Origin of the sequence: Hymenobacter nitidus (assembly GCF_020447315.1) — a bacterium.
Classification (GTDB): Bacteria; Bacteroidota; Bacteroidia; order Cytophagales; family Hymenobacteraceae; genus Hymenobacter; species Hymenobacter nitidus.
Map to the genome: position 1 here is coordinate 60,114 of NZ_JAJADQ010000016.1, position 26,459 is coordinate 86,572.

The window sequence follows — 26,459 nt, forward strand, 5'->3', positions numbered from 1 at the left end:
CCGCTTACTTACGCTCCCACCAGGCCCGCAGCCTCAGCGAGCCGTTTGCTCACGGTCAAACTGTGCAGAGCCTAGACACCGCCATCCGGCAATGGCGAGCAAACAACCCGTCGCTGGAGGCAGAATTACGGGCAATTCACGACCAGCATCACTGTATCACCGCTGAAGAATTCAAGCAGTTAGTCAGCCCGCAAAAAGGTGAGCTTGCCTGCGAGTATTGCGAACTCACGGAAAGCGATTTTCGCCAGCTAATTCAGCAAGGCTTGGTGCGCACCAAGCGGTTAAGCACCCGGGGCAGTAGCTTTGAGTTTGACTGCCGGGATCCTGAGCAGGGCTATACCAAGAATAACGTGGCGCTTTGCTGCTACTGGTGCAACAACGCTAAAACCGACGAGTTTTCGGCTGGGGAATTCAAGCCCGTAGCCCTCGCGCTGGCTGCCGTATGGCGCCAGCGCCTGTCAACGCAGAGCCCCGGGCCACAGTAACCGCTAGAAACAGATTGTACGAGCACAATCCTCTCAATCAGCGAAGTCCCATTCTACCAGCAGGAAGTTCCCGGGCTTCAGGCCGGCTTGGAGCCCAGCTTCTAACCAACGGTGCTGGGTAGAACGCACCCGGTCCTGCTTGCGGCGCTTGAGCTCAGCAAACAGGAGGTCTGTTCCATTCCATCCGACAACATCCCAGCAGCCGGCGTAACTGCTTACGTTCGCCGCAGCTATGCGCTCCAAGCTATCAATGACCCAAGGCTCCATGATTGGATCGTGCTGCTGCATCCCCAACCGGTCATCTGCCCACGCCGTGAAATGGTTCGGTCTCATTGCCGGTGCCCCGTACGTTTCCACCCACCGGGCCTCCCAGCCGGATAGCCGCAGCAACTCGTAGACGCACAGTTCGGCGAATAGGGGCCGGCCAGCAAAGTCAATAAGTGCCTTGCCGCCAAACGTGTTTGTTATCGGCGCTCCAGCCCAGCGACGCAAGGTCAGCTCAGCTTTAGGAATTGCCAGCGGGCCGCTGGGCAAGGCGAAGCTCTCCTGAGATGTCGGCCGCAACAGGCTGGGATAGATCATAAGGACTTTGAACGATATTGAGTGGTTATTTTAAGCAAGTAACCCATGCCAAAGTACTATGATCAGCGGGAGATCGAGTCGCTGCCCACCCGGGACCTGCTGCGTGACCTGCTGCGCTCCCCACTGGCCCTGTCCGGGCTGAAGGGGCAGGAGCAACCCTTCGAATCGCTGCTGGCCGCGTTACTCGCCTGGGAGAACCCGGATCAACCTCCTACCCTAGCAGTGCTGCAGCAGCGGGCCCACCTCAAGCCGGCCCGGTTCCGACCAACCCTGGAGTTGCTTTATCAGGCCTTCCTTGATGCTTTGGCGGCCGAGGAAACCGTCATCCGCTGCCCACAGGTCACGCACTGCTTCATCATCCCGGGCCAGCGCCAGAATCAGCTGGTCTGGTGCGAGCTGACTCGCGTCCCGTCGGTGGGCGAAAACGTTGAGCTTGACTTTCTCAGCGCTATTACGAGGCACGATTCCTACTTCGTGGAAAGCATTACCTCCGAATACCAGGAAGGTAAAACCACCGTGTACCTGCAGTTGGCGGCTGGCCGGTATGATCCATACTACCAGCTGCTGTTGGCACGGGCCCGCTTCGAGAACAAGCTGACTCATTCCCTTGAGCGGCAGCTGGATGATGAGCAGTTGCGAGCCTGGCTGCAGTCCGCCTACGGGGTTACCAAAGCGTCTGCGCCGGTTCCGGATTTACCTGTCCGCCGGTCACACAAGCATAGCTAAGTCTTCAACTGTTCCGCGTTATCTGTGAATCTGCCGCCACCTAGTTAAGAACGGGGGGCATCCAAGCAGGAGCCGCGGGTAGATGAGCTGCTGAGGCTGGTGGTCTCCGGCATTAGCTATTATACCTATCGGGATTCGCAACAGTATGATGAGAAACACAATACTGATTACACGATGAAGAATTGGCGGCAGAATGCCGCTACCCGAGGGCATATCTATCTGGTTGACTTCGCTGGCAACTACAAAGAGTAAAGCAGCCGGAGTTAACCTGTGGCTTGCTAATCCTTCCACTCCTAACTCCGCTTTGCCATGCCTAAATCCTATCAGCCGGAAGAAAGGCCCCCGATGAAGTCGGAGGATATGACACGTGACCTGGTAACAGTACCCGAAGTGCTGCGCCGCCTTTCTGAGCAGAATGCTGAGTGGCAGCCCCTAGCTAAAGCCCTGTTCACTCTTGATAGCGACGCGAAGGTCCCCACGGGCAAAAAACTACAGCAGGACCTAGGCCTTTCCCCTTCCAAATACCGCCGCTGGCTTGACGCATTATATGCGGCCTTCCTGCACCTGCTGGAAAGCGATGCCGATGCCGTAGTCTTCAAGGAGGTAGAGCACCAACTCATCCTGACTGGCCGGCGGGCCTCGCAGACCTTCAGTTGCCGCCTTCCCCTAACACCCCGGGTGGGTGAACAGCTGCAGCTGGATTTCCTACGGGCCGTGACTGGTGAGACCGTGTTCTATGTCCAAAGCATCATTCACGATTTCACCGAGGGCCACTACACAGTGCTTGTATACCTGGAACACGGGTATTTCAACGCGTATCAGCACCAGCTGAGGGAGCGAGCCCGCTTTGAGGAGACCATCGGTCTGGATGTCTTTTTTCATGCGCCGGATTATCTCCTGGATGATCTGCTGCGGATGCGGTATCCACCCCCTGCGGAGTCATCCAAAGCAGAAGAAGCGCTTGACAAAGCGGAAGCCCGCTATGGGAGACGCTCCCTGTTTGGGAGGAGGAGAAGGTGATAAAGCGGTGACTACTTCAGAAGGCTGATGTCAGGACAAGGATATGACTTTCGGTCAAAACAGTGCAGCTGACCTTTCAGCTGATTCATGTTATCCGGCGATCTGCCGCCTGCTCAACTGGTCGGGCCGTTGTCCGTGCGGGCTTCCACCGTTTGCTGCACGGCAGGAGCTACTACCGAAAGCACATCCAGGCCCGTTGCTGCCTCAATGGCGTCGACGCTGGTGCGGTACTGTCCCCAGCTCGTGCTCAGGCTATTGTCGTTGGGAGTATCGATGGCAATCACCCGCGTGGCACTCGTCACGCGGGCAGCATCATCTGTACCGACGGGCAGCACCACGACCACTTTCCAGCAACGCGCCGGCACGGTTACCCGCCCCTGATCCAGGGTCGTCAGGTAACCATTGCTGCCCGTTCCTCCCCGCCCATACGAGCCGCAAATGATGTAGAGCTCATTGCCCTGGCCTACTAGCGTGCGGCAGTAATCTTCCAGGTTTGCCCAGGTTTGCTGGTTGTTGCGCGGGGCCTGCGGCATCATGTTGGTCATCAGAAACGTGGCCGAGTTATCGGCCACCGTCCGCGTGCGGTCCGCCGAGGGGCAGTTGTGGCCGCGGTCAAAGCCGGAGCCCGAGTAGCTGCTGGCCGACACCTGGTACCAGCCCGCCGGCAGCTCGGCATCGGGGCGAAAGTCATCCTGCCGGGCGGCACTGCCCAGCCAGTCGCCGCTCAGGTGCCAGCTCACCCAGTTCGGCTTGCCCTGATCCCGGTGGTAGGACAGCGCGAACTGCGGCTTTAGCAGCAGGTAGTTCGTGGGCTGGCTGGCATCCGAGGTTGCTCCGCTGGGATTGCCCAGCGTCAGGTGCTCCGGCAGCACCGCGGTGCTGGGGGCTGACGGGGCAGGGTCCCGGGATGTCTGACAGGAGACGGCTCCGAGCACCAGCAGGGAAAACAGCCAGCGGCTGAGCGGAAAATTCTTTAACATCATTCGAAAGTAACATACGGCTCTTGCCCCCCTCTCATCAGCAGAGCCTGCTAGCTGAATTATAGGGTATCGCCGGGAAGAGAGGACAAAGTTTCAAGGTCATTGTGCGTATTTAGCCAGCCCCAACCCTGACTACGTGAACTTAGCTGAATTCAACGCCCTGCCCTACGAGCGACAGCTGGTGTTCATATATGACCAGGGCCGCTACCTGGCCCGGCGGTGGGAGGAAGAAGACGGCGTCAACCTGTACCTGCTTCCCGGTGGCGTATTCGTTGAGCTGTACTACGACACCCACCGCAACGAGATCGCGCGGCTCCGGGCATTCACCAGCTCCGACGAGCTGCTGGACTTTGTTGGTGGGGTTCAATTGCCGGGGCTGGACTGAGGCAGCCGGCTAGCTCACCGCTCCAGCTGCTCCGCTCCCCGGTCGGCCCGGGCCGGGCCGGCGGATTGTCGCTCGGCTGCCGGGGGTGGCAGCTGCAGTACAGTGACTGCTTGGCGCAGCTCCTCCAGCGGCCGACTGTTGTGGAGCGCGGGCAGCCTTTCGGCCGTTTCAATTGCCTGGCCGACATTCTCGCGGTTTAATCCTCCCAGGTAGGGGTTGCGGTCCACATGGCGAATTGTCTCCTGCAGACGCGCTGCCGCCAATGGCTCGCCGTGCTCAAGCAGGGCCCGGGCCAGCTGCGTGGCCGCCACCCCGAACGCGGCCTGGGCTCGCTCATGAGTAGGGGCTTCGGCCGCAGTTGCCCGCTGGCTTTGCTGTTCCAGGCCCTGCAGCCGGGCAATTGCGCTTACCTGACCGGCTGCTTCCCGAAAGCGCCGGGCATCGGTCTGGTCCTGCCGGGCATCCGGCCCCTGCAGGGCGGGGTGCCTGGCAATCTTTTCCGCCGCCTGCTCAAACTGCGATAAGTGGGCCTGAATCGCTGTAGGATTCAGGTTGGTAGCCTCTACCCCCTTCCCCACCGCTACTCCCTTCTCGTAATTACCCGCCCCGGGCATGTTGGCTACTATGTCCATCACCCGGTAGCCGGTTACTTCCAGCTCGCGGCGGGCATCCATAGCTTTCATCTCCGGGGATAAGCCCGTCAGGGGCCGCGCCTGGCTGGGGTCGCGCAGCCTCTCGGCTTCAAGTCCCGGCGCCGGGCTGATAACCTGCTCAAACATGGCCTTCAGCGCCTGCAGGTTCTTGGCTGCTTCCTCGGGAGCATGCGGACGGACCATAGCCAGGTCACGGGCCCGATTGAGCGTAGCCGGGTCGATGCGGGCAAAGTCGACCTGGTAGCCGGCTTCCTTACCCAGCTGCACAAACGTGGCCTGCAGCGTGCGCCCGTTGCCATCCCGAAAGGCATGGGTATGGTTGTACTGGTCGAGGTAGTAAGCGGCCCGCTCGGCAAACTTCTCTTCCGATAGCCCTTTGAGGTAGTTCTCTTTGCCCAGCTGCTCGCCGATGGCGTTCAGGCGCGGCTCTATCTCCTTATAGGGCGCATAGGTCATCGTTTCCTTGAAGCCGGTGACATAGGTAGGCTTGTGCCCCTGAAACTCCCGGTCGGCCCGGGTTTCGCCGGCCCACTGATACACGCCCTCGAACAGCTTCTGATGCACCTGCTTGAGGTGGGCGTGGTCGTAACGCCCGCCGGGAATGCCGCCCTGCACATTCAGCCGCTGCAGGCGCAGCAGCGAGGAGTCGGTTTCGGCCTGGGCCAGCTGCTGGGGATCGGTAATGCCCAGCCGGTTGATCCGTACTCCGTTCTCGTCGCTGAAACGGTCGCCGGCTACCATCAGCGCGCGAGGTTAGGCTCGGAGGTAGCAGACCCAGCTTCCGGCCGGTAGCGGGCCAGCAGCATGGCGTCCGTCAGCTCAATGGCCTCCTCGATGCTGATCTCCCCGTCCACGTGCCGCTGCATGATGGCCAGCGCTTCCAGGCTGGGGGCGGGGCCGTTGCTCATCAGGATGGCAATGGAGTTGTTGGCGTGCCGCTCGCGCTCCTGGCGGGCGGTCAGCTGCTCCGGGTTAAGGCCGGCCGGGGCGGGCGTAAAAAAGCTCTTCATCATGGGTCTAATCTTTAGTTACTGGGGTACTTACTCAACAGCAAAAAGGCCTAAACGTCGCCTTTTGCGGGGTTTTTGAGGCTAATCGACCTCATTTTTTGTGCCTCCTGCTAAGGTGTTTACATGCAGGGCCAGGGTTTCTCTTACCTGCTGGCTGACCCGCCGGTAATTCTCCTGCACTACCGTCGACAACGCGGCGGCGCTGTCCTCCTCGTCGGTGCCGAACGTGGCCACGGGGTGCAGCGGAAACCGCTCCTGGGTAGCATCGGTCCGGGAGATGACGCCCTGGAAAAAGGTGCGCTCGGTTTCGACGGTCTGGCCGATAAATTCCCCCTGCTGCAGGCTAATGGCGTCCTGCACCCGCACCAAGCTGCGCTCCTGGTAGCTGGTGCTCAGATTGGAGCTGTGGCTGCCGTGGCTGCCGGCCCCACCCTGGCTCTTGCCGGTACTGGTACTGTGCATCTGCTTGTCCTCCCGGCCCACGAGCTCGGAGATGAACTTGGCCGTGTCGAGCGAGTTGACCTTACCAAAAAACTGGTTGTTGAGGTTGGAGACCATAACCTTCATCTTTTCAGGCCCATAGGCATCAGTCATTTGAGCCAGATCCTGGGTCATGTAGATGGTGGCCACCTTGTTGCTGCGGGCCGTGGCCGGCAGCAGCTCCAGGCCCGGCACGTAGACGGTGGCAGCCTCGTCCAGGAAGACGTAGCTGCGGTGCTTGTGCTGCTGGTTCATGAGCTTGATGGCCACCGTAATGATGCAGCTGACCACGGGCGAGAAGGTTTCCTTGAGTGTAGGGTCGTTGCCGATGCACAGCAACGCCGGCTGCTTGGGGTCGTTCAGATTAAGCGAGAACCCCTCCCCTTTCGTCTCGTCGGGCGTGAGCACCCACACGATTTCCGGAGAGTTTATGCGGTTCAGAATCACCTGCAGCGTGCCCACCACGGCGGCTACCTGCTTTTCGGCCCGCTGCTCGACGGCCGTCACGATGCTGCGCACCATGCCGGCGCACTCGGGGTCGGTTTCCAGCATCGAAAGCACGTGCTTGAAATCCTTGTGCACGGCCGTGGCCACCACGTGGGGAATGGTGCAGTAGCGCGGGAAGTGCTTTTTGTAAAACCAGATGATGCCCGTCAGGTAGGCCACGGCGCTGATGTCGAAGAACTCCATCTTGCGGATGCTGGCCGGGTTGAGGTTGTTAATGATGGCCCGGGAGTATTCTTCGGCAAAGGCCACCACGGGCATGTCCTCGGCCCGCAGCGGGTTTACCCGCTCGCTGCGGGTCAGATCGCGAAAGTTGATGACGTGCAGCACTACCGCCGGCTCGGGCTCCCCATTGGGCATCAGCCGCGGCGGATCCTGCCGGCGTCCGGCCAGCTCCAGCGCCTTCTGGGCCACTTCAGCCAGCACCGGAAACTTAAAGTCGTAGATGAGCCCGGCAAAGTTCTTGGCCGCCAGCTGCTCGATGACCGGCTCCCCAATGGAGTAAGTCTTGCCCGCTCCGGCCCCACCGAGCACCAGCACGCCGCGGTACGGGTTGGGTACGTTCACCCAACCGCCCCCTTCCGTGGGCAGATTGAACCCATCCGGCGTCTCCACCTTCTTCCGTTCCACGCTCAGCCCGAACTCCGGGCTCTTCGTCATGGCCCGCAGCAGCCCCACCACAAAGCCGCAGGCCAGCGTCACCGTCGCCGCACCGGGGTACGCCACCCGGAGAAAATCCGGGCCGTAGGTGGCCATCGTTAGCAGCACGTAGGCACCGAGCAGAAACAGCCCCGCGCAGCTGGCTGTCACGATGCGCACGGCCTCAGACCGCAAAGGCTTGCGCCGGGCCTGGCCGGGCTTGCGCTGGGGCGCTGCCTGCCCGAATACCAGTCCGATGGCAACGAGCAGCAACAATCCCCGCAGATAGATGCCGGCCGCGTCATAGAACCGGCCGGCCTTGACCAGCAGCCTGGCTTTAAACCCCGCCCCGGCGCTGCCTACGCTTACCGCAGCTGCCCCTCCCCTGCTGTCCAGCTGGTCGCCGGCCCGGCCGGTGGCCGTGACCAGCCCCGCGGCCGGCTTACCCACTACCGGGGTGGTCTGCCGCTGCAGCCGCTGGCGCCGGGCTTCGGCGCGCTGTTGGTTGATGACAACCATTCGCGCTGCCAGCCGCTGCGCGGGCGTCAGCACAGGAGTCTCGTGCTGCTGGCGCTGCCTGGCGCGGGCGGCCGCCAACTCGGCCGGGTGCTGCAGCATGTACCATTCGCCGGCCAGCAGGCTCAGCAGCAGCAGCCCCAGCAGCAGGAAAATGTTTTGCGTATTGGCCGCGGGCCGGGGTGGTTGACTGTTCATCCGAAGGTAAAAAGGTGGGTAGTGAATGGGCCGGGCTTACATCTCGATGTCCAGCTCCGCACTGCGGCGCCCCGGCTTTTCTGCCACGTGCTCGGTGCGCTCGTCCTGGCCTGTCGGCGTGCTTCGCACCAGGCGCTGCACCGCGTGCAGGGCCGTGGCCGCCTGGCGCTGCGGCGTGAAAGCCCGCTCCCGGCCGGTCATCAGCAGCTGCACGGCATTGTCAATGGGGCGGCCGTCCCGGGCCCGCTCCTCCACGCGGCTGAGCATCCGGTAAAAGGTCTTGTCAAACTGCCGGGCGACGGCAATGCCCTGGACCTGCTCAGCCGCCAGCCGCTGCTCCGGGGGTACCAACAGGTTGATGCGCGCCACTCGCCCGGTAATCTTGTCCAGCCGGCCGGCATCGTGTGTGGTGTCTCTTTCTCTTGCTTTGGGCCGTAGCTTTTCATGGGCCTGGGCGACGTAGTCAAACTGCCGCTCAAACTGCCGGCCCGCGGCCTCCTGCCAGCGCATCAGATCAAACCGCTGCCGGCGCCCGCCGGGGTTCAGGGTAAGCTGCTGCTCCGCGTCGCGGGCGCTGACGATGACGTGTACGTGGGCCTGCAGCCCCGCCCGCTTCTCACCAACTTTAGCGGTGCCGGCGACTACCTCGGGGTCGGTGCCCCGGTGGGTGCGGTCCTGGTGCAGGATGGCACCCCACTTGAGATCCTCGGGGCCCAGCTGCCGGCCGCCGGGCAGGGCGAAGTTCTGCGCGTATTGACGCATCACCTCCCGGGTATATGCCCGAAGCATGTCCGGGTCGCTGCCGATGTGAGCCAGCTCCTGCTCACTCGGGCTCAGCACCAGGGAGTAGAATTTAGCTTCCGTCGCCCGCAGGCCTTTCACGTTGGTGTCGATGGTGTGCAGCAGCTGCCCGGTACTAATCTCGTCGTATACCGCGGTGAAAAAGGCCGCTTCCCGCCCCTCCCCTACTGCCTCGTGCTGCAGGTAATTGAGCGTTTGCGCGCAGCTGCCGGTATTGGTATAGGCCGCTTTGCCGTGGGTCTTGGGATTGATTAACTTGGCGTACATCCGGGAGTATAAGGGTATTTTTTCGCCTATATCGTGGGGGCTTTTCCCACCTATTGCTCCTGCCCTGCTGCCGTTTCGGCCGGCTTGCTGCGCTGACCGGGGCCCTCTTTTCGAGCCGCCTCCAGGGCTTCTCGCACCTGTTTTTCCACGGCATCCTCGTTACGCTGCCGCAGCAGCTGCAGGGCTTGCTGCTGCCGTTGCAGCTGCGCCTCGCTGAGCGTTTCCAGCTGCGCATTGAGGTTGCCCACCAGGATTTCATTTAGCCGTAGCACCCGCTCCAGTGTGATGCGGGTACGTAGCATCTCCTCCAGCATGGCCGTGAGCAGCGTACGCTCCTGCTCCTGCATAAACCCGAATACCCGGTCACCGAGCTTCTTTATTTGCTGCATGATGAGCTGCCCCTCGCGGGCTTCGGTCTCACGCGGGTCCAGGCCCCGGGTAGCAAAGTATTCCACCGCCGCGCTGGCGTACACGTTCAGGCTGGCGCCGACTTCCGTAGCAGCCGCTTCGGCTTTCCGGTGGGCATTGTTGTCCAGGGTGACCCGCTTGCGTAGCTCCGTGCTCATCGTGTTGTTTCCATTTTTCAGCCTTGTGGACCATCTTTACTGCTTTAAATCAGCTACTTACCTTGCCATGGCCCAAAAATCAGCTCTGCTGGTTCATAAACCACTCAAGACTAGGCCGTTAGCCACAGTATTGGGTTGTTCTTCTTGCTAAGACTATTCTACAGTTAGCAAAAAGTTAGTAACAAGCTAGTACGCAGGTTTGCATCGCCGTGTTAGCCGCTGGTGCTTTTTTCCCTACCGCCCTGTTTTATCGTGCTCTGTGTTTAGCAGATTGACCGTTGCTTGTGGCTTCGGCAATCGGCGACGAGGACTGACTTGGCGCTGGCTCAGGGTCTCCAAATTGCTTTTTAGAGCCAAGCCGTGAGTTCTCAATTCCGCACCTTCTCCCTGTAGTTCTGCAATCCTGTATTTCTGTTGCTATTGGCAAACTGAACCTACCAGCAGTACAGCGGCGGCAGATCGGGATTCTGCTTTTCTGTTGTTCTGTATTTCTGCAATTCCACGGCCATGAACAGCAATCAGGTAAAGGCGGCATTTTCTGCTTTTATGCAATTCTGTTTTTCTGCATTTATGTTGTCAGTAGCAACAATATCTTTTAGAAGGGTTTACAGATTTGTTATTCTGCAGCCTCACAGTTTTGCAGAACAGTATTTCTGTTAATCTGTAGCAATGTTTTTCTGACATTCTGCATTTCTATTTTTCTGTTGTTTTGTATTTATGTTTAAAAACTGACTTGTAGAAGTGTTTATCTGTTCTTTTACATAACAACATTTCTGCTTTTCAGCAAAAGCGTGGTTCTGTGTTTCTGCTTTTCTATTACATTTGACTCGTCGTCCCGCTGGTCGTCGCGACCGGCCTCTACTCCCGACCTCAACCCCGCACCAACTATGTCCAAGGTTATCAGCTTTGCCACCCAGAAGGGGGGCTCCGGTAAATCCACCCTCGCCCTCGTGCTGGCCGCCCCGCTGGCCACCGAGTACGGCCTGCGCATCGCCGTGCTCGACTGCGACTATCAGCAGAGCATCGTCAAGACCCGCGAGCAGGTGGACGCGGCCAACTTCGCCAAGCTGCGCGAAGCCAACCCCGACGCCCAGTATCCCTACGACGTGTACCCCTGGCAGCTGAGCCGGATCTTTGACTTCATTGACAACCCCGAGCACAACTACGACCTGATCATCATCGACGTGCCGGGCCGCGCCGACGGCGACGACGTATTCAACGCCCTGACGGCCTGCGACGCGGTGATTGTGCCTCTGGTGTCGGATTACTTGGACCGTGCCTCCACGGCCGAGTTCATGACCATCTTGGAAGCAATTAAGAAAGCCGCTGACGACGCCCAGATTGATTTTCAGTACTACGGCCTGCCGACCAAGCGCGTGGCGGGGCAGCGGGAGGAAAAGGAAATGGACGACTACATCGACGGGCTGGGCCTCTCGCGGTTCAACTCCTACCTGGGCCACCGCAAGGCCTACACCCGGGCCTCCACGCTCTACAGCCTGCTCAACCCGGCCTGGTCGCGCTACGCCGGCGGCTCCAAGGACACGAATGAGGAGATCCGCCGCGTGTGCGAGGAGCTCATCGAGCGCCTGGGCCTGCCTGATCGCCGCGCTACGGCCGCCACTTCTGTTTCCACCGCTTCAACCTCCGCTAAGTAATGGGCTTCGAGAAACCACAAATCACCCCGCGCCGCCGCATTGAAGTGCCCGAAGAAGCCCGCCAGCAGGCCCGGGCCGGGATGGGAGGGGAGGCCACCCGCACAGCCACCACGCCGCCCGCCCCGGTAGAGCCCATCGCGGCACCGGCGGCGGTAGCAGCTCCGGCCCCAGCGCCCGCTCCGGTGGAAGTAGCAGCGCCCGCGCCAGCTGCTCCCGTACGAGCCTCTACCCGGGGCCGGAAGCCCGCCGCGGCAGCAGCACCTGCTCCGGAGGCCGAAGTGCCGCTGCACACGGTCCAAATCGCTAAATCCGTGGTACAGGAGATTAAGATGAGCCTGCTGCTGGCTACGCCGGGACCGGATACGCCCACCACCATCAAGAATTACCTGGAAGCCGCCCACCGGTACTACGACGCGCACCTGCGCAAAACCGGCAAGCTGCCGCCGGCCAAGTAGGGGACTAGACTGGTAGGAAAAACCGCTTCAGCAAAGCCAGCCCCTTCGGGGGCTGGCTTTGCTTTTGGGCAGTGGGGGAGGGGAGGGGCTGACTGCCTAGTGGTTTAGGCTGCTGTCAGGCAACTACTCCATCTCTCACATTTTATAAGCTTCGCTTCCAAACCGTGGCTGAAGCTAACCGTCCCACGGGTCACCCATGACAATGAAAATCCAATTATTCTTGCTTATGAGGCTCAAAACGGCGTTTAAGCAGAGCAAAAGCGTGGGTTTACTGTCGTTGCTGAGCTGGGGTTTCGCTTATAAAACGTGCGAGTTGGCTCTTAATAGGGGGAGATCCACTTATAAAACGTGGTAATTAGTTATTAGTTAGAAGTTAGTATAAAGTTAGTAATACATAATGTGACGATCAAAAAGGTCGCTTTGACTTATAAAAAGTGGTGTAGGAGCGTGAGCAGCGATGGCTGCAGCAGTAGCTGTAGTAACTTATAAAACGTGGTTTTAAGTGGATATTATGCTGCGGCCGCTTAGAAAAGTGCAATCACTGTGGACGCTAGCGCAACCCTCTTTTTTTGTTGTTTTCTTGTTTGTTTTGGCCCCAGCTTTGACCCACCACCCTAAAAGCTATTTCGGATGTGCATCAACAACCTTTGTGAGTTTATTTGTTAATCCTTGTCTATTTGTAAGGCGCACAAGTGCCTGATAATCAATAGTATATAAAGGCATAAAACCACTTTTTATAAGCGAAAAACCACTTTTTATACCTTTTATTACCACGTTTTATAAGTGAACTCTCACGTTTTATAAGTCTATGGACCACGTTTTATAAGTGAAAAACCACGCTCAACTACCACTGTGGTTTTTTATCTGCCGGACACTTACATTTGCTTAATCCCCGCGTTCTTATGTCCTAGTTTATGAAGCCTGAAGATACTGCCGTTGTACTTGTGGATCCTACTCCCGTTCCCGTCGTCCGCCAGCACAACGCCATTACCCAGGCCCGCTACGACTACACCGCCTGCCAGCTGGACATCTTTTTCTACCTGCTCTCCCGGCTACGCCGGGATGACACCCCGGACCAGGAGTACACTATCTACGTGAAGGACGTGGAGGCGCTGACCGGGCGGCAGTGGAACTACCAGCAGCTGCGCGAGGCGACGGCCGACATGGGCTCGCGCATGTTCGAGGTGGAGAATGAGCGCACCTACCAGCAGCTGTGGATGTTTCAGCGGGTGGAGTACATCAAGGGCAAAGGCTGCCTGCAGATTCAGCTGGCGGCACCCATCCGGCCCTTCCTCTTCAACCTCAAGGAGAACTTTACCTCTTACCAGCTGCACTCGGCCTTGAAGCTGAGCAGCAAGTACGCCAAGCGCATCTACCAGCTGGTAAGCCAGTGGAAGGACAAAACCTCGACGCGCACGTACCCGTTGGACGAGTTCAAGCAGATGCTGCACCTAAAGGACCCCAAAGGCAAGGAACCGGAGCTGTTTCAGAACATCAGCCAGCTCAAGGCCCGGGTGCTCGACATCGCCGTGCGCCAGGTCAGCGAGCACACCGACCTCAAGATTGACTACGAGCTGGTCAAGAAGGGGCGGGCCTACGACGCGGTACGCTTCACCATTGCCCGCCAGCAGCCCCAGCAGCTGCCCATCCCGTTTGAGCAGCCGGCCGAGGACGCCCGCGCCAACGCAGCCCGGCAGAGCCTGGAAATGCTGGGCATCACCCAGCCTCAGCTGGTAGCCACCATCCTCGCCGACCCCAAGCACCTAGACCAGCTCTTTAAGTTTACCTACCAGCTGAAAACCGACAAGGTGAAAGCCACGAAGAACCCTGGGGGGCTGTTCCTGAAAATCTGCGGTCTGCGGTAATATCACACACATTAGCAGCCTAAAGTAAGTGCGCAATAGAGTGACCATAATGTGCGTTAATGCGCATTATATTGTGCATTATGGCGAAAGAACCCGTAATTCTCTTACCTCCGCTGCAGCATTTGTTAGCCCAAACGGGGGAGAACATTCGGCTCGCCCGTCTGCGCCGCAAGCTTAGCGCGGCCCGTGTAGCGGAGCGGGCGGGTATTAGCCGCAACACACTGCGAACCATCGAGCAGGGGAGTTCGACAGTGAGTATGGGAGGCTACCTGCAGGTGTTGTTTGTGCTGGGACTGGAAAAGACTATTCTCCAGTTGGCCAACGATGATGTGCTGGGGCGCAAGCTGCAGGATGCTGGATTAGGCGTTCGGGCTCGAGCTACCAAACAGAACCCATCCGGAAATCACCAAGCTTATTAACTAGATAATTGCAGCGACCAAATTATACCCTTACAGGTATAATTTGGCAATGTTTACGTAATTTTATACCCGAACGGGTATACTGATGACTACTCCCCTTGCCGCATTTGTCAAGCAGCGCCGCAAGCTGTTGCATTTGTCTCAGACTGATATTGCCGCTAAAGCCGGAGTGGGGCTGCGCTTCGTGCGCGAGTTGGAACAGGGCAAGGCCACCCTACGCCTAGACAAAGTCAACCAAGTGCTGCGCCTTTTTAGCCATGAGTTGGCGCCCGCTCCGCTGGACCGCACGCAGCTTATTGGCGCGCTGCTATAATAGAGTCAAATAAACATATAGAGCCAAAGAGACATATGGCCGTAACCTACGCCGGACTGATAAAACGACTTCCTTGAGTGACTACCTTATTAGACCAGCGGGTATACAGCCTGTAAATCCCTCGACCGAAAATACCTTTCAAGGCAATTTGGATTGCAAATAGAGATTCTTGTTGCAGCGGGGTGGATTTACTCGCAAAGGCTAGAACTCATCATTTCTGCTGTACCCGTGTGGATTATGCAAAGCATCTATCAAGTAGGATTTCCTTTACGATAGGCTATTTGATAGATGCTTCATTCCTTACAATCGGCCATTTTCGGTCTGTTTTTCGGCCACCCTTTTTGATAAGCGGGCTTAGCGAGTAAATCTGACCCGTTACCCCTTAGAGGCCGGTTGGTCGGAAGCCCGGCATCAATTTCCTGATTTACCAGGCGTGTTACAATCACCCTGGGCAATTCAACTAAGCCATGCATTCGTTTAATTTCTCGAACGATAAGCCCGTCGAGGCGCAGCCCGAAGACTATTTTCAGCGCTATGAGTTTGCCCGCCGCGTGGCCCGGGTGCTGGCCGAACGCCGCGATAGCACCAGCATTACGGTAGGCGTGTACGGGGCCTGGGGCGAAGGCAAAACCTCGGTCATGAACTTCATTGCCCAGGAACTAGCCGACCAGAGCGACACCATTGTGGTAACATTCAACCCCTGGCGGTTCTCCGATGAGCAGTCCCTGCTGCTAGCCTTCTTCACCACCCTGGCGGATCGTCTCAAGCCCCTATCAAAAGCTAATCGTTGGCGGTTCTTCACCCGCAAAGAGAGCCTGGGCAAGCTCATTGCCAAGTATGCGCAATACACAACCATACTCAAGGCAACGCCCATCTCGGGCGTCGCCGACGCCGCCTCTGGGCTGGGCAAAGCCCTGTCAGACGTGCCCTTGGAAACCCTGAAGGACCGCATCGAGCAGTTGCTGCGTGACTCTGGGCGCAAGATCGTTGTCATCATTGACGACATCGACCGGTTGGAAAAGGCGGAAATCCACGCCGTCTTTCGTCTGGTGAAGCTGACAGCCAACTTCCCCTATACGCACTACGTCCTCTGCTTTGATGACCAGATTGTGGCCGCCGCTTTAGGCGAGCGGTTTGGAGAAGGCAACACGAAGGCCGGGCACGACTTTCTGGAAAAGATCATCCAGATTCCACTGCGCCTGCCCCAGGCTTCCCGGGCCGACTTACGCGACTATTTGTTTGATCTGCTAAACCAAGCACTAGCCAGCACGGATGTAGCTATTCCCGTGGACCAGCTGGAAGAATTCCGTACGCGGTTCAACGAGCACTTCCTGCTGCGCTTTACCACCCCGCGCCTAGCCAAGCGTTACGTAAACAGCATTTCTTTCGTGCTGCCGCTGCTTGAGCACGAAGTTAACTACCACGATTTGCTATTAATCGAAGCCGTTAAGCTGTTTTATCCTGCACTCTACGAGCTCATCCGTGATCAACCACGCTACTTTATCGGCAGCTTTGAGGCTCCCCGCCACTCGGTGCAGGATGAGAAAGCCCGGCATACCGCTTTCTTCGATCAGCACCTGCAGGCGTATTCACCCCAAGAGAAAGCCGCCGTACAGGCCTTGCTCGCCGATACGTTCCCCAAGCTGCGGGAGCTGTGGTCAAACTACTCCCGCCTGAATGACCACGAGGAGTTATTCAACTCCAAAAGCATTGGTTCTGCTTATTACTTTCCCCGTTACTTCTCCTACGCCGTTACCAAGGGCGAGACCTCTGACGTGTTTTACGATGCGCTGCTGACGGCATTGGGACATAATCCAACCGAGGCCGAGCGGCTATGGCGCCAAGCACTGGATGACGGCCGCTTTGGCGATTTATACATGCGTCTCTACTTCCGACGCAACAATTTTACCTCACGGCAGGCAAGCTCGCTGATTCATGTCATGGCAAGCTACGAAGAAGCTTTGCTGGACAAGCAGCGTTACACCAGTAACTTGTTCCATCGCTTCTTTGATGCTACGCACTTGGTCGCGCACCTGCTGACCTTCCGTGTCGACGAAGCCGAGCAGATGCCGCTGCTTGAGGCCGTGTTTGCCGCCGACGTTACGTTCAGCTTTGTGTACGAAGTAGCCCGGGAGCTACTACGGCCGGGCAGGGTGGGGGAGCCGGTAAGAGCTGCCCTGCAGACCCGTACTGAATCGCTTCTGCTGGCCCGCGCCCTGGCCGATGCCGCAGACAAGCCTGTGTTCAGCGTATATCCTACCCAAACCCGGCTGTTATTCATGCTTTGGGTGAAACAACTTGATGGTCGCGGCTCCCTAGCCGCCTACCTGCACGAGCACGTAGGCGATGCCCAGCGCCTATTGGAACTCGTACGGGCCTTTGCGCCCCTGGTGCATTCCTCGGCGCAGCCCGCACCCTATTACTGTAATTTCGGTGCCGAGCAGTTTGTGCACATGCGGGAGTTATTGGACCCAAGTGAGTTTACACACTTTCTGCCGGAGGCGACCCGCATAGCCGCGGCCGCTGAGGAATTCCCGGCGGTCGGCTACCGTGATGCGGCTTCCGATGAGTTGCTACTGGCCCAGTTTGGCTACTGGTGCACTCACCCGCTGAGTGGAGAAGCAGCGGAATACCTGTCTTCGCGTAGGCCTGACGTCTGATCTTCCAACTCTAGTGCTAAAGCGGTTTCACAAAGTCAGGCTGGTAGGGAAGTGGGGCTCAGCCCAACATCGGCACCGCGCCCCGGTCAGCTTCTGCGCGCACCACGGCAAACAATTCGTCTTCTGAAACCTGCAGTACCCGCGCCAGTTGCTGAAGCTCGCCGATGGTGCAGGTGCCCGGGCTGCGCTTGCGCGTGTCGTAGGTGCGGGCCGACACCCCCCAGGCCTCCACGATGCGCTTGCGGGTACCCGCTACCTCCAGCAGCTCGGCCAGCGTGCCGGGGTGGTGCATGCGCGGGGGACTGGTCAGGGGTTCGGTGAAAGCTACGGTGGGAGCAGTCATTTTAGGCATCGCGGAAAGGCTAAAAAGGCACAGAATAAAGTGCGTAAGGTAACCTTTCTACGCGGTAAGTACCTTGCCCGACCATCGCAGCAGCTTTAACTGCCTTCAGCGGCCAGCACCAGCTCTTCCCAGCGGCCGCATTCGGCCACGGCCAAGGCCAGCCAGTGCCGTAGCCGGCCGGGGTCAGAGCATTGGCACATAAGCCGCTCGGCCGCCTGCCGCCGGGCGGGCACGATGGCCGGGTGCTGCAGAATGCAGCGCAACTCCGCACGCAGCGCGGTCAGCTCATCACAGTAATCCGCCGCGCGGGCCAGGGACAAATAAGGCGAAACAGGCATGCGCTTGCGGTTAGGGGCAGTGGGGAAGGAAACTCCCGGGTAGCCAGGCAGCCGCCCCTTACGGGGCGGCTGCCTGGCTACCAGCTAGCGCATCATCCTCGATTGCATCAGTAGCACGGGGCCGGCTACGACATCGACGGGTGAGTAGTGCTCCAGCGGGTACGTTTCATACCAGGCCGCCGTGGCCAGCGGGTTGATGGGGCGCCGGCGGTTCTTGCCCTCGTCGTCAAACACCAAGAGGTACCCTTCGTAAGGTCCGTGCTGGGGACAGTGCACGTCGATATAGGTGGCTTCCAAGGCCGCGCACAGCTGGGCTAACCCAAAGGTTTTGCGGCCCCGCTCGGGGCGCACCTCGCGCAGGCTGCCGTCCACACCCAGCAGCATAGCCGCGCCCTCCGCGGGCAGCATGCCGGCGTGCTGGCTTAGGAAGTAATCTCCCAACGCCTGCCGCGTGGCATACTTATCGCCTCCGACTACCTGAAAAGGTCCCCGGTCATAGGTTGTCGTGGGGAAGAGCTGACCGGTGGTGCCGCACAAAGCCACAATCGATGAGGGCTGACCGGCCGCGATGCGTAGAAACAGGCGGGGCGGGAGGGGGAAGCCGGCTCTTGCGGGCTTAACCAGCTCGGTGTTGTGCAAACTAAAAAGCAGGGGAGTGGCGGGAGTTGAACGCGGGCTGTTTTCCATGATATTGAGCTGTTTTGGTGGTTTTCGCTTCTGTATTAAAAACAAAACAGCAGGGCCAATCATTCACATTTTGCACTCTTTTTAATATCATTTTGCTCTTTTATCATAACCTTCTTTGCCCCATTACCCACCACGGTATCTGCGTTAATGGTGTATCCCAGGCGGACGCCCCCTCTGCTGAGAGTGGCCGTCTTACCCCTGCAGCTTCAATCAGCAGCGGGAGGGTTTGGAGCCCCAGCAATCGGCAGGCGTTGGCCTGAACGGCGGCTCGTGACCGGCCCCTCGTCCAGCGGCGGCTCAAACCAATCCCGGTAAGCGGTCGTCAGCCGGTCCGCCACGATGGCCAGGCGCTCCGTGTCGCCGGCCCGCATTATCCAGATGTGCGCGCTGCCGCAGCCTACCTCATACCCGCTACCCAGGAGCTTCTTCACCGCCCCCGCCAGCCCGCGCAAATCGGTAGTATGAGTATGGGCCAGTACGTGCCGGCGCAGGGCCTGCAGGCTCCGCTTCTCCGCTGTATCAAGCGGCTTTAACTCGATGGCCAGGTAGGCCTGCTGCGGCGGAAAGGGGTCAGTAACCGCAATGCATTTCGGGGGTTGGTGCATGAGAGTGGAAAGGAATGGGAGGTAAGAGGGTTAGAGCAATAGCAGGGCAAACTGTCCGCCCAGCTCCTCGCGCGTGGCGCGCACGGCCTCGCGGGCGATGGGGCGCAAGGTCTTCACCAGGGCCTCGAGCACCTGAAAGTCCTCCAGTGTGGCCACACCCAGCGCCAGGCGCTCGGCCACTTCCAGCGTCAGGCCTTCAAGGCTTAGGCCGTAGCCGCGCTGCTGCATGTCGGCTTCCACGTCGGTCAACGCTTCGGCCACCCGGGCGCGGTACTGGTTCCAGGCAGGGTCCCCGAAAACGGGGGCTTCGCTAGCATTCATGGGCGGTTGGCAGGAAAAAGTAAAACAATGGCCGGGCGAGCCGCCGGCAGCGGCGGCCCGCAGCACAGCCTTAGGCGGCGGCCAACCAGCTGAGCTCCGCCTCCCGGTACTGCCGGCCGACTTCGTCTTCTTCGTGGACTAACTCCAGCACGCGGGCGGGAGCGGGGGCCGTTTCGCCCTCCTCCGGCACGCCCAGAATCAGCTTGGCGGCGCGCTGGGCCTTGCTGGCGGCCTGCAGCACCAGCTTTTTATCGTTTTTCAGCCGCTCGAGCCACGACTGGATATAGGCCACGGCGTTGGTTTCGGTCTGCTCGGTGTTGAGGCCGGAAGCGGCGCACAGAAACGACGCGCCCATCTCCGCCGTCAACTCCTCCCGCGCGTAGCTGGCCGAGAGCTTGCCCTCGCTGGCGGTCAGGTCCGGGCGGTCCAGCCGCGAAGCGTGGCCGGTGCTGTGCGTCAGCTCGTGAAACAGGGTGGCATAGTAGCCTTCGCCCGTGGTGAAGGTGGCCCGCTCGGGCATGTTGACCAGATCCAGCGCCGGGGAGTAGTAAGCGCGCTGGTGCCGGTGCTCAATGGCCGGGCGCCCCTCCCAGCCGCTTACGATGGCTTCCGCCGCTTCAATGGGCGTATGCCCGTGGCGCTCAACCGCCGGCAAATCAAATTCGATGCCTTCGATGTCCTCCACCGAAAAAACGGTGTAGTATTTCAGGAAGGGCAGCTTCTCCTCCTTACCGGTCTGCTCGTTCTCGCGCACCGACACGTTGTAGTATACCACCGGGTGCCCCTTGGCGCCCTTGCGCACGTTGCCGCCCAAAGCCAGCGCCTGCTTGAAGGTCAGAAAGAAAGGGAGCGCCCCGCTGAAGTGCAGTAAAAAAGCATTGATGCCAGAGTAAGCCGCACCCGTGGCGTAGTTGCGGGGCAGGCCATAGACAGCGTTCCACGGCTTGCGCCACGGAATCACGCCGCCTTCCAATGCCGCCACAATCCGGTCGGTGACAAGCTGATACACATCGGGGCGGGAGGTGACACCCTTAGCAGTTTGGCGGGTGGCAGATTTGCAAGTGGGGGTTTTGCGGGCCTTTTTCATAATAAAGCGCTGTTTTTGTGAGCGTTTGCTATACCTATTAAACGAAAAAGACTACCTCGTAGTTTTCTTTTTGCTCTATATTTAATATCTTTTTGCTCTTTTTATTCCACCTTCTTTCCCCACTGCCCCTTTGAGAAATTGGCGTAAACAAGTGCTTCTTTCCACTGCTCAGCTTTTGGGCTGATGAGTGGAAAAACCACTTTTTATAAGCGAAGGCAGCCCTGACGCGGGCATGTTTTGGAGCAGGCTGGCGTCGGGGCGCAGTGGGCCGGGCCGGTGGAGTTTGGTCGGGTTGAGCCTAACCAATCATCGCCTTAGCTATTATTTTTAGCTTTATTTCTACTAATTTTATTAGCAGCGCGTATTATTGCCAGCCCACCTACTTTACACCACCCATGCGCAACGTCGAATTAATCCCCGTCCACGACTCCCAGACCCCGTTTTTACTTCCGCTTTTCAGCTGCTCGGTATCCGCGGGCTTTCCTTCCCCGGCCTCTGATTACACCGATGAGCTTTTCGATTTGAACCGCTTGCTCCTGCGCCACCCCGACGCCACCTACTTGGTGCGGGTGAGCGGCGAGAGCATGAAAAACGCCGAGATTCACGAGGGCGACCTACTGGCCGTGGACAAGCAGATGGAAGCTGACCACAACCACATCGTGGTGGCCGTGGTCGACGGCGAGTGCACCGTGAAGCGCCTCGTGTGCGAGCACGGCACCTGGTGGCTGAAGCCTGAAAACCCAGATTATAAGGCGTGGGAGATACACGACGCTGGCGACGTCAAAATATGGGGTGTGGTGACCCACGTGCTGCACGAACTCATCCCCGGTAAACTCGCGGCATTGCTGCGCACCCGCGACTAGCCATGTACGCCTTAGTCGACTGCAACAACTTCTACGTCAGCTGCGAGCGGGTTTTTCAGCCCCGGCTTGAAGGCCGGCCCGTGGTGGTCCTATCCAATAATGACGGCTGCTTGATATCCCGCAGTGCCGAAGCCAAGGCCCTGGGCCTGCAGATGGGCGACCCATACTTTCAGGTCAAGCCCCTGCTGGAGCAGCACAACGTGGCCGTTTTCTCCAGTAACTACGCCCTCTACGGCGACATGTCACGCCGGGTAATGTGGTACCTGAGCCAGGTGGCACCGGCCGTGGAAGTGTACTCCATCGACGAGGCCTTCCTAGATCTGCACGGCATGGAGCGCTTCGTGGTCAGCAGCCTGGAGACCTTTGCCCGCACCGTGCGCGCCAACGTGCTGGCCCGCACCGGCATTCCCACCTGCGTGGGCGTGGCACCCACCAAAACCCTGGCCAAGCTGGCTAACCGACTCGCTAAGAAAGACCCGGCGATGGGCGGCGTCTGCTACCTGGACACCGCTGAGCGCCGCCGCTGGGCGCTGGAGCAGGTAGCGGTGGAAGACGTGTGGGGCATTGGCCGGCAATATGCCCAAAAGCTCTACGCCGCTGGCATCAGCTCCGCCGCCGGGCTGGCCCGCTGCTCGGATGCGTATGCCCGCAAGCACTTGGGCGGGGTGGTAGGCGCCCGACTCGTACGCGAGCTGCAGGGATTCCCCTGCCAGGGGCTGGCGCCGAGTGAAGACGGCACGCTGTCGCATCGCACCTTGTGCGTATCGCGCACCTTTGGCCGGCCGCTCACCGACTTCCCCGATGTCACGGGTGCGGTGAGTGCGTTTGCTTCCCGGGCGGCCGAGAAGCTGCGCCGGCAGGGCGACGCGGCCCACCTGCTTACCGTGTTCCTGAGCAAGAGCCGCTACGGGCTGGAAGCACCGCCGTATTCGTCCTCCGCCGTACTTACCCTGCCCGTAGCCACGAATGACACCGTGGAACTGGTGCGTTTTGCGCGGGCGGCGCTCAAGCGCCTCTGGCAGCCGGGTAACCGCTATACCAAGGCGGGCGTAATCCTGGACGGGTTGGAGCCGGAAGGGCAAGCCCAGCTCACGCTGTTTGAAGCCGGTCCGATCTCCGGAAAGCGCGGCAGACTCATGGCCGAGCTTGACGCTCTAAACCGACGGTTTGGTAAAGGGACGGTGAAACTGGCCTCGCTGGTGCTGCCACCCGACCAAGCCCAAGCTCCTTGGGAGGGTCAGGCAAAATGGCGCACCCCGCAGTACACTACCCGACTGGAAGATTTGCTTTTGGTTGGATAAACTACCTTGCCTGTAATGCCTGCTGACGAAAAGCTGTAAGGCACTCGCTCTAGAACCGTTAAAACTTCAAGGCAATGAAGACCAATATCTATTGTGACGAAGCTGGATATACGGGTGATGACTTGCAGGAGGCTAACCAGCCTTATTTCACCTATGCTGGTGTAGCGCTCGAGCACCAGGAAGCGACCGATATTATCGGGGAGATAAGGCAGCGTGTACGTACCCAGGCTCCAGAATTAAAAGGTAAGCAACTTTATAATCACAGCGGGGCTTTAGGCGCAATTGAACATCTGGTGAAGCGGCTAGCTGGCCGCGGGGCATACGTTGTGCATAACAAGGCTTTCGCTTTGGGCGCAAAATTCTTTGAATACGCGCTTGAACCGGCCTTGGCAGCCAACAACAGATTCTTCTACCAAAGCAAGTTTCATCTGTTCATCGCTAATCTCATGCATCTGTTTCTAAGCAGTGGCGACACTGACGCGGAAACCCTCCTGAATCACTTCATGAAAAGGATGCGCAGGGTGAGTGACGACGCTGAAGACCTCTTTCCGCATTCACTACAACTAAGTGACAATCCCCAAAGTATTTTAACTGATATCACGCGGCTACTACGCTCACCGGAAGTTCAGGCAGCTAACCGCGAGGAACTAGATTCCATCAGCGATGAGGAGGGACGCATCAGGTGGATACTGGATTTGTCTGTGACTTCCGCAACTTCGGTACTTCGCCATCTCAGTGCTACATACGGTGAATTGCTGGTTACCCTGGATGATTCCAAGCCCCTAGTAGCATCCGCTCCAATTCTTGATGCTTTGGGTTCTGGCCCTCTGGTAGCCGTACCGGTGGAATGGGCCGACGGATTGCCCTTTAATTTTCAACTGGCTGCACCCATCCGGTTTGCGAATTCTAACCTCGAACCTGGTTTGCAAGTGGCAGATATGCTAGCTAGTGTTGTTAACCTCGCTATGCGGGATAGAAGTACGGCCAGGGCACAGCAGATTCTTGAATTGGTTTTGCCATTGGCGTGTAAAGGGTCTATCATTCCTGCTACCGAATATATTGACCTCACCACTGAGGAAGCACGCTTCAACATCAATATCTTAGCCCACTTGGTAGCTCGCGCAGAAGCTGGCGTTCCGCTTCTGGGCTGAAATTTTCATTTGGCTTTTCTGCCTCATGCCGGTTTATCTGTCCAGCATAAGGCCATTAGTTTGCTACCTTTCACTATGGCCGAGACGCCAGGTTCCAGATTCTTGGAGTGGGGGCTGAGCCAGTAATCCATACCAGTTTTGCTGCAAGTCATTTCACCAGCTTGCCATACCGTTGTCACAGCCAGTTCGTGCTTTTTGAGCGATTCAATCAAGTCTGTTTGGTCCTCGGGTATTGCTAATTGAAGTCCCGTGGAACTGCCTGCACTTATCCACTTACGGTCAACAAAGTGACGGCTGATAAACAGTACACCATCACTCTTTGCTATACAATCTAGTTTTGGCCATTCGGGCTCTATGACGGGCAAAGAATTCAAGTATTTTTCCTGTTGCTGCAGCCATTTCACGAATGCTTTGCGCTGGGTCGGAATGCCAGGAGCTTTTTTGAACCAAGCTGCCAAATCAGCGACGTGGCCTAGCACGGAAACCCGGGCTTCTTTATCATTCATGGCCCAGGCAACCGTAAAAGAAACAACTTGGTCATGGCCGCGATTGTGCGCGGCTTGCATCAGGTTATTCAGTGCCTGAACGGTCAGGCTTAACGCGGCTTGTGGGTCTTGTTCACCGTGATAGATGGTTGGGATATTCCAATACCCATCCTCTGCGTAAATGAACACGACGTCGGAGGGTATTTCTAAGTCGGTTCCTAAGGCACGTAGAGCCTTCCTGACTTCGATGACATCATATTCCAAAGCAGGCCGGACAATGTCATCCGTGCCGGTTGCCACATCCCGGCCCGTTACGACCCGTTCACCGGTGGTCTGCTCGCGAAGGGCGTGATAAGAGGCGAACAGCCGCACTCCCTGACCCGCCTTCATGCTGGATGGCACTAGCTCTTCACGTATAGAATGGGGTTCCTCCTCTAGCAGATGTGCTCCACCGGGCTTTTCTTCCCCGAAGTATTCGTAAACCTGCGGATTGCCCTGCATATACCTCGTAACAAGGGACTTCCAGTTGCTCAGAGCTAATCCTTGACCGGTACGCTTTTCGTCCAGTCGTAGCGGGTCATCTATCCGAAAGAGCTTGGTATACTGACTCTTTCGGCCAAACTCGTCCATTGGAGTATCGGCTCTCTCCACCATCTGCTCTAAATCATACATGCGGATGGCTCCGTCAAAGTGCTCAAAGGTGGCGGCGTCTTTATCGTATATGGCGTGCATATACCGGCAGCCGTACGATTCCGTTCCAGGCACCTCGCTATCCTTCACTTCCTCCATTTCGAATTCGTGCAGCAAACGAGGTTTTGTCAGTGGCTTACCGTCGGTTTCCTCGCCGGCCTTCCACACAAATTCCGTAGCCGCTGTGCCATAATAAACGCGCTCAAAAGCATCACTTTTGTACTGCGTCAGACCTGGAGTAATATTGCTAATCTCGTCGTCGAACTTAGGACCGCGCCAGAACTCGTATTCCAGTTGTTTTTGGAAGGAGGGAGCATACCCTACCATATCCCAATCGAGGCGCAGGCGCAGGCGGATATGCCGGTTGCCCACGTACGACATCAATTCATCCAAAAACAAAAAGTGGAAGTTGTTGAACCGAGACAGTGACCGACGAAAGTAGGGATGGGCAAAGACTGTCAGCTTACGCCGTTTATGCGCAAACACTCCTTGCCCGAGGTAAGTAAACTCTTTGAGTAAGTCGGTCAGATACACCAAGCCATCGTCATCAAGATTTTCCGTGAGCTTCGGAAACACCCGCTTCACCAAGTCCGTCTCAATGCAGGAAAATGCCTCACAGTATAGATAGCGGCACTCTTCGGAAGCGTATTCCCGCAATAACTCCGTGAGTGGTGCCACGTAAGGCTCGCTCATCCGGTGTTGCCGGTTGTGAAAGGCCCGGTCGTGCGCGTCAACTATCTTTTCCGAATCGGCAAGGGACTCTGGCAGGTGTAACTCGCCGACGGTGCGCACCAAGTTAGGCTGTAAGTACAGCCCGTAGGCTAGCATCCACCCGATGGGACGATGAGCGTCATGGCCCACATTACTTGGCACGCCTACCACTGCCGTTTGCCACAGTGCTTTTTCTAATTCTGCAAGCTGAAATGAGGTACCATCTCGGGTTACTTCATTTGAGTTGAGTACGGCAAAGTGGTGTTTCATAGTAATCGAAGTAGCATTATAGCGAGACTTATAGGTGGATTGGGTCAGTCAATCTTCCAGCGGGATAACCAGCCCGCCACTCGCTAATCTTGCGTGATTGCGAAGATACTTGGGCACCCCCAACGTGGGCTCGAAGTGCCTTGAGGAATTTACCACGCTCATTCCATTAACCAGTCAGTAAGTTTTGCTATTTCTGACTAGGAAATCAAACCCAGACCTCCACCCCATGCTAGGAAGAGTAATCAACTACAGTGAAATTTTCGGCCAGTCTCCACAGCCTGCAGGCGAATACCTGACAGGTATCAGCCGAGAAACGCTTTTAAAGACGGCCGTATACTTATTAGGATTTAGAGGCGTGCAGCCCTATCGGGAGGTGCTCAGCAACATCTTCGGCCCTCATAACCGGGAATTTGTCCGCGCGCTGGTGG

At 58.1% G+C, this 26,459-nt stretch carries 28 protein-coding genes; 14 read left to right on the forward strand and 14 right to left on the reverse strand.

Annotated elements, in window-relative coordinates:
• The first annotated feature begins 62 nt into the window (after nucleotides 1-62).
• Entirely contained in the window at nucleotides 63-485 is a 423-nt protein-coding gene (locus tag LGH70_RS22470) for a hypothetical protein (protein ID WP_226190212.1), read from the forward strand.
• A gap of 33 nt (nucleotides 486-518) precedes the next feature.
• Here LGH70_RS22470 and LGH70_RS22475 read toward each other — a convergent pair whose 3' ends face one another.
• The gene (locus tag LGH70_RS22475; RefSeq protein ID WP_226190218.1) at nucleotides 519-1,067 is read right to left on the reverse strand and encodes a hypothetical protein; all 549 of its coding nucleotides are present in this window, start codon (nucleotides 1,065-1,067) and stop codon (nucleotides 519-521) included.
• 45 nt (nucleotides 1,068-1,112) lie between these two features.
• On the opposite strand from LGH70_RS22475, the gene LGH70_RS22480 reads away from it, so the two are divergent.
• Nucleotides 1,113-1,793 (forward strand): hypothetical protein, encoded by a 681-nt coding sequence (locus LGH70_RS22480; RefSeq protein WP_125440521.1) that lies wholly within the window; start codon nucleotides 1,113-1,115, stop codon nucleotides 1,791-1,793.
• 309 nt (nucleotides 1,794-2,102) lie between these two features.
• Nucleotides 2,103-2,813, forward strand: a complete 711-nt coding sequence (locus tag LGH70_RS22485) for a hypothetical protein (RefSeq protein WP_226190219.1) — start codon at nucleotides 2,103-2,105, stop codon at nucleotides 2,811-2,813.
• Nucleotides 2,814-2,926: 113 nt separating this feature from the next.
• On the opposite strand, the gene LGH70_RS22490 is transcribed toward LGH70_RS22485, so the two are convergent.
• Nucleotides 2,927-3,796, reverse strand: a complete 870-nt coding sequence (locus tag LGH70_RS22490; protein ID WP_226190221.1) for a DNA/RNA non-specific endonuclease — start codon at nucleotides 3,794-3,796, stop codon at nucleotides 2,927-2,929.
• A 133-nt stretch (nucleotides 3,797-3,929) separates the two neighbouring features.
• Between LGH70_RS22490 and LGH70_RS22495 the strand changes: the two genes are divergently transcribed.
• On the forward strand, nucleotides 3,930-4,178 hold the full coding sequence (locus LGH70_RS22495; RefSeq protein ID WP_226190223.1) for a hypothetical protein: 249 nt from the start codon (nucleotides 3,930-3,932) through the stop codon (nucleotides 4,176-4,178).
• Nucleotides 4,179-4,192: 14 nt separating this feature from the next.
• Here the strand turns inward: LGH70_RS22495 and LGH70_RS22500 are convergent, their stop codons facing one another.
• From LGH70_RS22500 to LGH70_RS22520, 5 genes are all read right to left on the reverse strand, one after another.
• Nucleotides 4,193-5,572, reverse strand: a complete 1,380-nt coding sequence (locus tag LGH70_RS22500) for a Fic/DOC family protein (protein ID WP_226190233.1) — start codon at nucleotides 5,570-5,572, stop codon at nucleotides 4,193-4,195.
• Nucleotides 5,572-5,844 (reverse strand): antitoxin VbhA family protein, encoded by a 273-nt coding sequence (locus LGH70_RS22505; RefSeq protein ID WP_226190235.1) that lies wholly within the window; start codon nucleotides 5,842-5,844, stop codon nucleotides 5,572-5,574. The genes LGH70_RS22500 and LGH70_RS22505 overlap by 1 nt, the downstream gene beginning before the upstream one ends.
• A 78-nt stretch (nucleotides 5,845-5,922) precedes the next feature.
• On the reverse strand, nucleotides 5,923-8,178 hold the full coding sequence (locus LGH70_RS22510; protein WP_226190237.1) for a type IV secretory system conjugative DNA transfer family protein: 2,256 nt from the start codon (nucleotides 8,176-8,178) through the stop codon (nucleotides 5,923-5,925).
• 36 nt (nucleotides 8,179-8,214) lie between these two features.
• Nucleotides 8,215-9,246, reverse strand: a complete 1,032-nt coding sequence (locus LGH70_RS22515; RefSeq protein ID WP_226190239.1) for a DUF5712 family protein — start codon at nucleotides 9,244-9,246, stop codon at nucleotides 8,215-8,217.
• Nucleotides 9,247-9,296: 50 nt separating this feature from the next.
• Nucleotides 9,297-9,812 carry a BfmA/BtgA family mobilization protein gene (locus LGH70_RS22520; protein ID WP_226190241.1) on the reverse strand — a complete coding sequence of 172 codons (516 nt, stop codon included), beginning with the start codon at nucleotides 9,810-9,812 and terminating at the stop codon, nucleotides 9,297-9,299.
• Nucleotides 9,813-10,699: 887 nt separating this feature from the next.
• Between LGH70_RS22520 and LGH70_RS22525 the strand changes: the two genes are divergently transcribed.
• The 6 genes from LGH70_RS22525 (at nucleotide 10,700) to LGH70_RS22550 (ending at nucleotide 17,179) form a co-directional block, all read left to right on the forward strand.
• Nucleotides 10,700-11,467, forward strand: a complete 768-nt coding sequence (locus LGH70_RS22525) for a ParA family protein (protein ID WP_226190243.1) — start codon at nucleotides 10,700-10,702, stop codon at nucleotides 11,465-11,467.
• Entirely contained in the window at nucleotides 11,467-11,922 is a 456-nt protein-coding gene (locus LGH70_RS22530; protein ID WP_226190245.1) for a hypothetical protein, read from the forward strand. Before LGH70_RS22525 ends, LGH70_RS22530 begins: the two co-directional genes overlap by 1 nt.
• A 944-nt stretch (nucleotides 11,923-12,866) precedes the next feature.
• Nucleotides 12,867-13,787: a replication initiation protein gene (locus LGH70_RS22535; RefSeq protein ID WP_226190246.1), complete on the forward strand. Its 921-nt coding sequence runs from the start codon at nucleotides 12,867-12,869 to the stop codon at nucleotides 13,785-13,787.
• An 80-nt stretch (nucleotides 13,788-13,867) separates the two neighbouring features.
• On the forward strand, nucleotides 13,868-14,206 hold the full coding sequence (locus tag LGH70_RS22540) for a helix-turn-helix domain-containing protein (protein ID WP_226190247.1): 339 nt from the start codon (nucleotides 13,868-13,870) through the stop codon (nucleotides 14,204-14,206).
• A gap of 85 nt (nucleotides 14,207-14,291) precedes the next feature.
• On the forward strand, nucleotides 14,292-14,519 hold the full coding sequence (locus tag LGH70_RS22545) for a type II toxin-antitoxin system Y4mF family antitoxin (RefSeq protein ID WP_226190248.1): 228 nt from the start codon (nucleotides 14,292-14,294) through the stop codon (nucleotides 14,517-14,519).
• Nucleotides 14,520-14,986: 467 nt separating this feature from the next.
• Nucleotides 14,987-17,179, forward strand: a complete 2,193-nt coding sequence (locus tag LGH70_RS22550; RefSeq protein ID WP_226190256.1) for a KAP family P-loop NTPase fold protein — start codon at nucleotides 14,987-14,989, stop codon at nucleotides 17,177-17,179.
• Nucleotides 17,180-17,237: 58 nt separating this feature from the next.
• Here LGH70_RS22550 and LGH70_RS22555 read toward each other — a convergent pair whose 3' ends face one another.
• From LGH70_RS22555 to LGH70_RS22580, 6 genes are all read right to left on the reverse strand, one after another.
• Entirely contained in the window at nucleotides 17,238-17,522 is a 285-nt protein-coding gene (locus tag LGH70_RS22555) for a hypothetical protein (protein WP_226190258.1), read from the reverse strand.
• Nucleotides 17,523-17,617: 95 nt separating this feature from the next.
• Nucleotides 17,618-17,860 carry a hypothetical protein gene (locus tag LGH70_RS22560; RefSeq protein WP_226190260.1) on the reverse strand — a complete coding sequence of 81 codons (243 nt, stop codon included), beginning with the start codon at nucleotides 17,858-17,860 and terminating at the stop codon, nucleotides 17,618-17,620.
• An 84-nt stretch (nucleotides 17,861-17,944) separates the two neighbouring features.
• On the reverse strand, nucleotides 17,945-18,547 hold the full coding sequence (locus LGH70_RS22565) for a hypothetical protein (RefSeq protein WP_226190262.1): 603 nt from the start codon (nucleotides 18,545-18,547) through the stop codon (nucleotides 17,945-17,947).
• 206 nt (nucleotides 18,548-18,753) lie between these two features.
• Nucleotides 18,754-19,152, reverse strand: coding sequence for a hypothetical protein (locus LGH70_RS22570; protein WP_226190264.1), 399 nt, complete (start codon nucleotides 19,150-19,152; stop codon nucleotides 18,754-18,756).
• Between the two features lie 30 nt (nucleotides 19,153-19,182).
• A complete protein-coding gene (locus LGH70_RS22575) occupies nucleotides 19,183-19,473 on the reverse strand; it encodes a hypothetical protein (RefSeq protein ID WP_226190266.1) in 291 nt (96 codons plus the stop codon).
• Nucleotides 19,474-19,543: 70 nt separating this feature from the next.
• A complete protein-coding gene (locus tag LGH70_RS22580) occupies nucleotides 19,544-20,560 on the reverse strand; it encodes an ArdC family protein (protein WP_226190275.1) in 1,017 nt (338 codons plus the stop codon).
• Between the two features lie 395 nt (nucleotides 20,561-20,955).
• Between LGH70_RS22580 and LGH70_RS22585 the strand changes: the two genes are divergently transcribed.
• The 3 genes from LGH70_RS22585 to LGH70_RS22595 all read left to right on the forward strand — a co-directional run bounded on the left by LGH70_RS22585 (nucleotide 20,956) and on the right by LGH70_RS22595 (nucleotide 23,875).
• A complete protein-coding gene (locus LGH70_RS22585; protein ID WP_226190277.1) occupies nucleotides 20,956-21,423 on the forward strand; it encodes a LexA family protein in 468 nt (155 codons plus the stop codon).
• 2 nt (nucleotides 21,424-21,425) lie between these two features.
• Complete coding sequence (locus LGH70_RS22590; RefSeq protein ID WP_226190279.1) at nucleotides 21,426-22,724, forward strand: Y-family DNA polymerase; 1,299 nt, start codon at nucleotides 21,426-21,428, stop codon at nucleotides 22,722-22,724.
• A 74-nt stretch (nucleotides 22,725-22,798) separates the two neighbouring features.
• Nucleotides 22,799-23,875 (forward strand): DUF3800 domain-containing protein, encoded by a 1,077-nt coding sequence (locus LGH70_RS22595; protein WP_226190281.1) that lies wholly within the window; start codon nucleotides 22,799-22,801, stop codon nucleotides 23,873-23,875.
• A 23-nt stretch (nucleotides 23,876-23,898) separates the two neighbouring features.
• On the opposite strand, the gene LGH70_RS22600 is transcribed toward LGH70_RS22595, so the two are convergent.
• Entirely contained in the window at nucleotides 23,899-26,031 is a 2,133-nt protein-coding gene (locus LGH70_RS22600) for a hypothetical protein (protein ID WP_226190291.1), read from the reverse strand.
• A 226-nt stretch (nucleotides 26,032-26,257) separates the two neighbouring features.
• On the opposite strand from LGH70_RS22600, the gene LGH70_RS22605 reads away from it, so the two are divergent.
• The coding region (locus tag LGH70_RS22605) for a hypothetical protein (protein WP_226190293.1) at nucleotides 26,258-26,459 on the forward strand (202 nt) is incomplete at its 3' end.

Excerpts from the sequence above, each read along its gene's own strand:
- LGH70_RS22475 (WP_226190218.1), bottom strand. The coding sequence starts at position 1,067 with ATGATCTATCCCAGCCTGTTGCGGCCGACATCTCAGGAGAGCTTCGCC.
- LGH70_RS22555 (WP_226190258.1), bottom strand. The coding sequence starts at position 17,522 with ATGACTGCTCCCACCGTAGCTTTCACCGAACCCCTGACCAGTCCCCCG.
- LGH70_RS22585 (WP_226190277.1), top strand. The coding sequence starts at position 20,956 with ATGCGCAACGTCGAATTAATCCCCGTCCACGACTCCCAGACCCCGTTT.
- LGH70_RS22590 (WP_226190279.1), top strand. The coding sequence starts at position 21,426 with ATGTACGCCTTAGTCGACTGCAACAACTTCTACGTCAGCTGCGAGCGG.
- LGH70_RS22565 (WP_226190262.1), bottom strand. The coding sequence starts at position 18,547 with ATGGAAAACAGCCCGCGTTCAACTCCCGCCACTCCCCTGCTTTTTAGT.
- LGH70_RS22485 (WP_226190219.1), top strand. The coding sequence starts at position 2,103 with ATGCCTAAATCCTATCAGCCGGAAGAAAGGCCCCCGATGAAGTCGGAG.
- LGH70_RS22570 (WP_226190264.1), bottom strand. The coding sequence starts at position 19,152 with ATGCACCAACCCCCGAAATGCATTGCGGTTACTGACCCCTTTCCGCCG.
- LGH70_RS22500 (WP_226190233.1), bottom strand. The coding sequence starts at position 5,572 with ATGGTAGCCGGCGACCGTTTCAGCGACGAGAACGGAGTACGGATCAAC.
- LGH70_RS22600 (WP_226190291.1), bottom strand. The coding sequence starts at position 26,031 with ATGAAACACCACTTTGCCGTACTCAACTCAAATGAAGTAACCCGAGAT.
- LGH70_RS22540 (WP_226190247.1), top strand. The coding sequence starts at position 13,868 with ATGGCGAAAGAACCCGTAATTCTCTTACCTCCGCTGCAGCATTTGTTA.
- LGH70_RS22595 (WP_226190281.1), top strand. The coding sequence starts at position 22,799 with ATGAAGACCAATATCTATTGTGACGAAGCTGGATATACGGGTGATGAC.
- LGH70_RS22530 (WP_226190245.1), top strand. The coding sequence starts at position 11,467 with ATGGGCTTCGAGAAACCACAAATCACCCCGCGCCGCCGCATTGAAGTG.
- LGH70_RS22490 (WP_226190221.1), bottom strand. The coding sequence starts at position 3,796 with ATGATGTTAAAGAATTTTCCGCTCAGCCGCTGGCTGTTTTCCCTGCTG.
- LGH70_RS22515 (WP_226190239.1), bottom strand. The coding sequence starts at position 9,246 with ATGTACGCCAAGTTAATCAATCCCAAGACCCACGGCAAAGCGGCCTAT.
- LGH70_RS22575 (WP_226190266.1), bottom strand. The coding sequence starts at position 19,473 with ATGAATGCTAGCGAAGCCCCCGTTTTCGGGGACCCTGCCTGGAACCAG.
- LGH70_RS22480 (WP_125440521.1), top strand. The coding sequence starts at position 1,113 with ATGCCAAAGTACTATGATCAGCGGGAGATCGAGTCGCTGCCCACCCGG.
- LGH70_RS22505 (WP_226190235.1), bottom strand. The coding sequence starts at position 5,844 with ATGATGAAGAGCTTTTTTACGCCCGCCCCGGCCGGCCTTAACCCGGAG.
- LGH70_RS22560 (WP_226190260.1), bottom strand. The coding sequence starts at position 17,860 with ATGCCTGTTTCGCCTTATTTGTCCCTGGCCCGCGCGGCGGATTACTGT.
- LGH70_RS22525 (WP_226190243.1), top strand. The coding sequence starts at position 10,700 with ATGTCCAAGGTTATCAGCTTTGCCACCCAGAAGGGGGGCTCCGGTAAA.
- LGH70_RS22520 (WP_226190241.1), bottom strand. The coding sequence starts at position 9,812 with ATGAGCACGGAGCTACGCAAGCGGGTCACCCTGGACAACAATGCCCAC.
- LGH70_RS22510 (WP_226190237.1), bottom strand. The coding sequence starts at position 8,178 with ATGAACAGTCAACCACCCCGGCCCGCGGCCAATACGCAAAACATTTTC.
- LGH70_RS22545 (WP_226190248.1), top strand. The coding sequence starts at position 14,292 with ATGACTACTCCCCTTGCCGCATTTGTCAAGCAGCGCCGCAAGCTGTTG.
- LGH70_RS22580 (WP_226190275.1), bottom strand. The coding sequence starts at position 20,560 with ATGAAAAAGGCCCGCAAAACCCCCACTTGCAAATCTGCCACCCGCCAA.
- LGH70_RS22550 (WP_226190256.1), top strand. The coding sequence starts at position 14,987 with ATGCATTCGTTTAATTTCTCGAACGATAAGCCCGTCGAGGCGCAGCCC.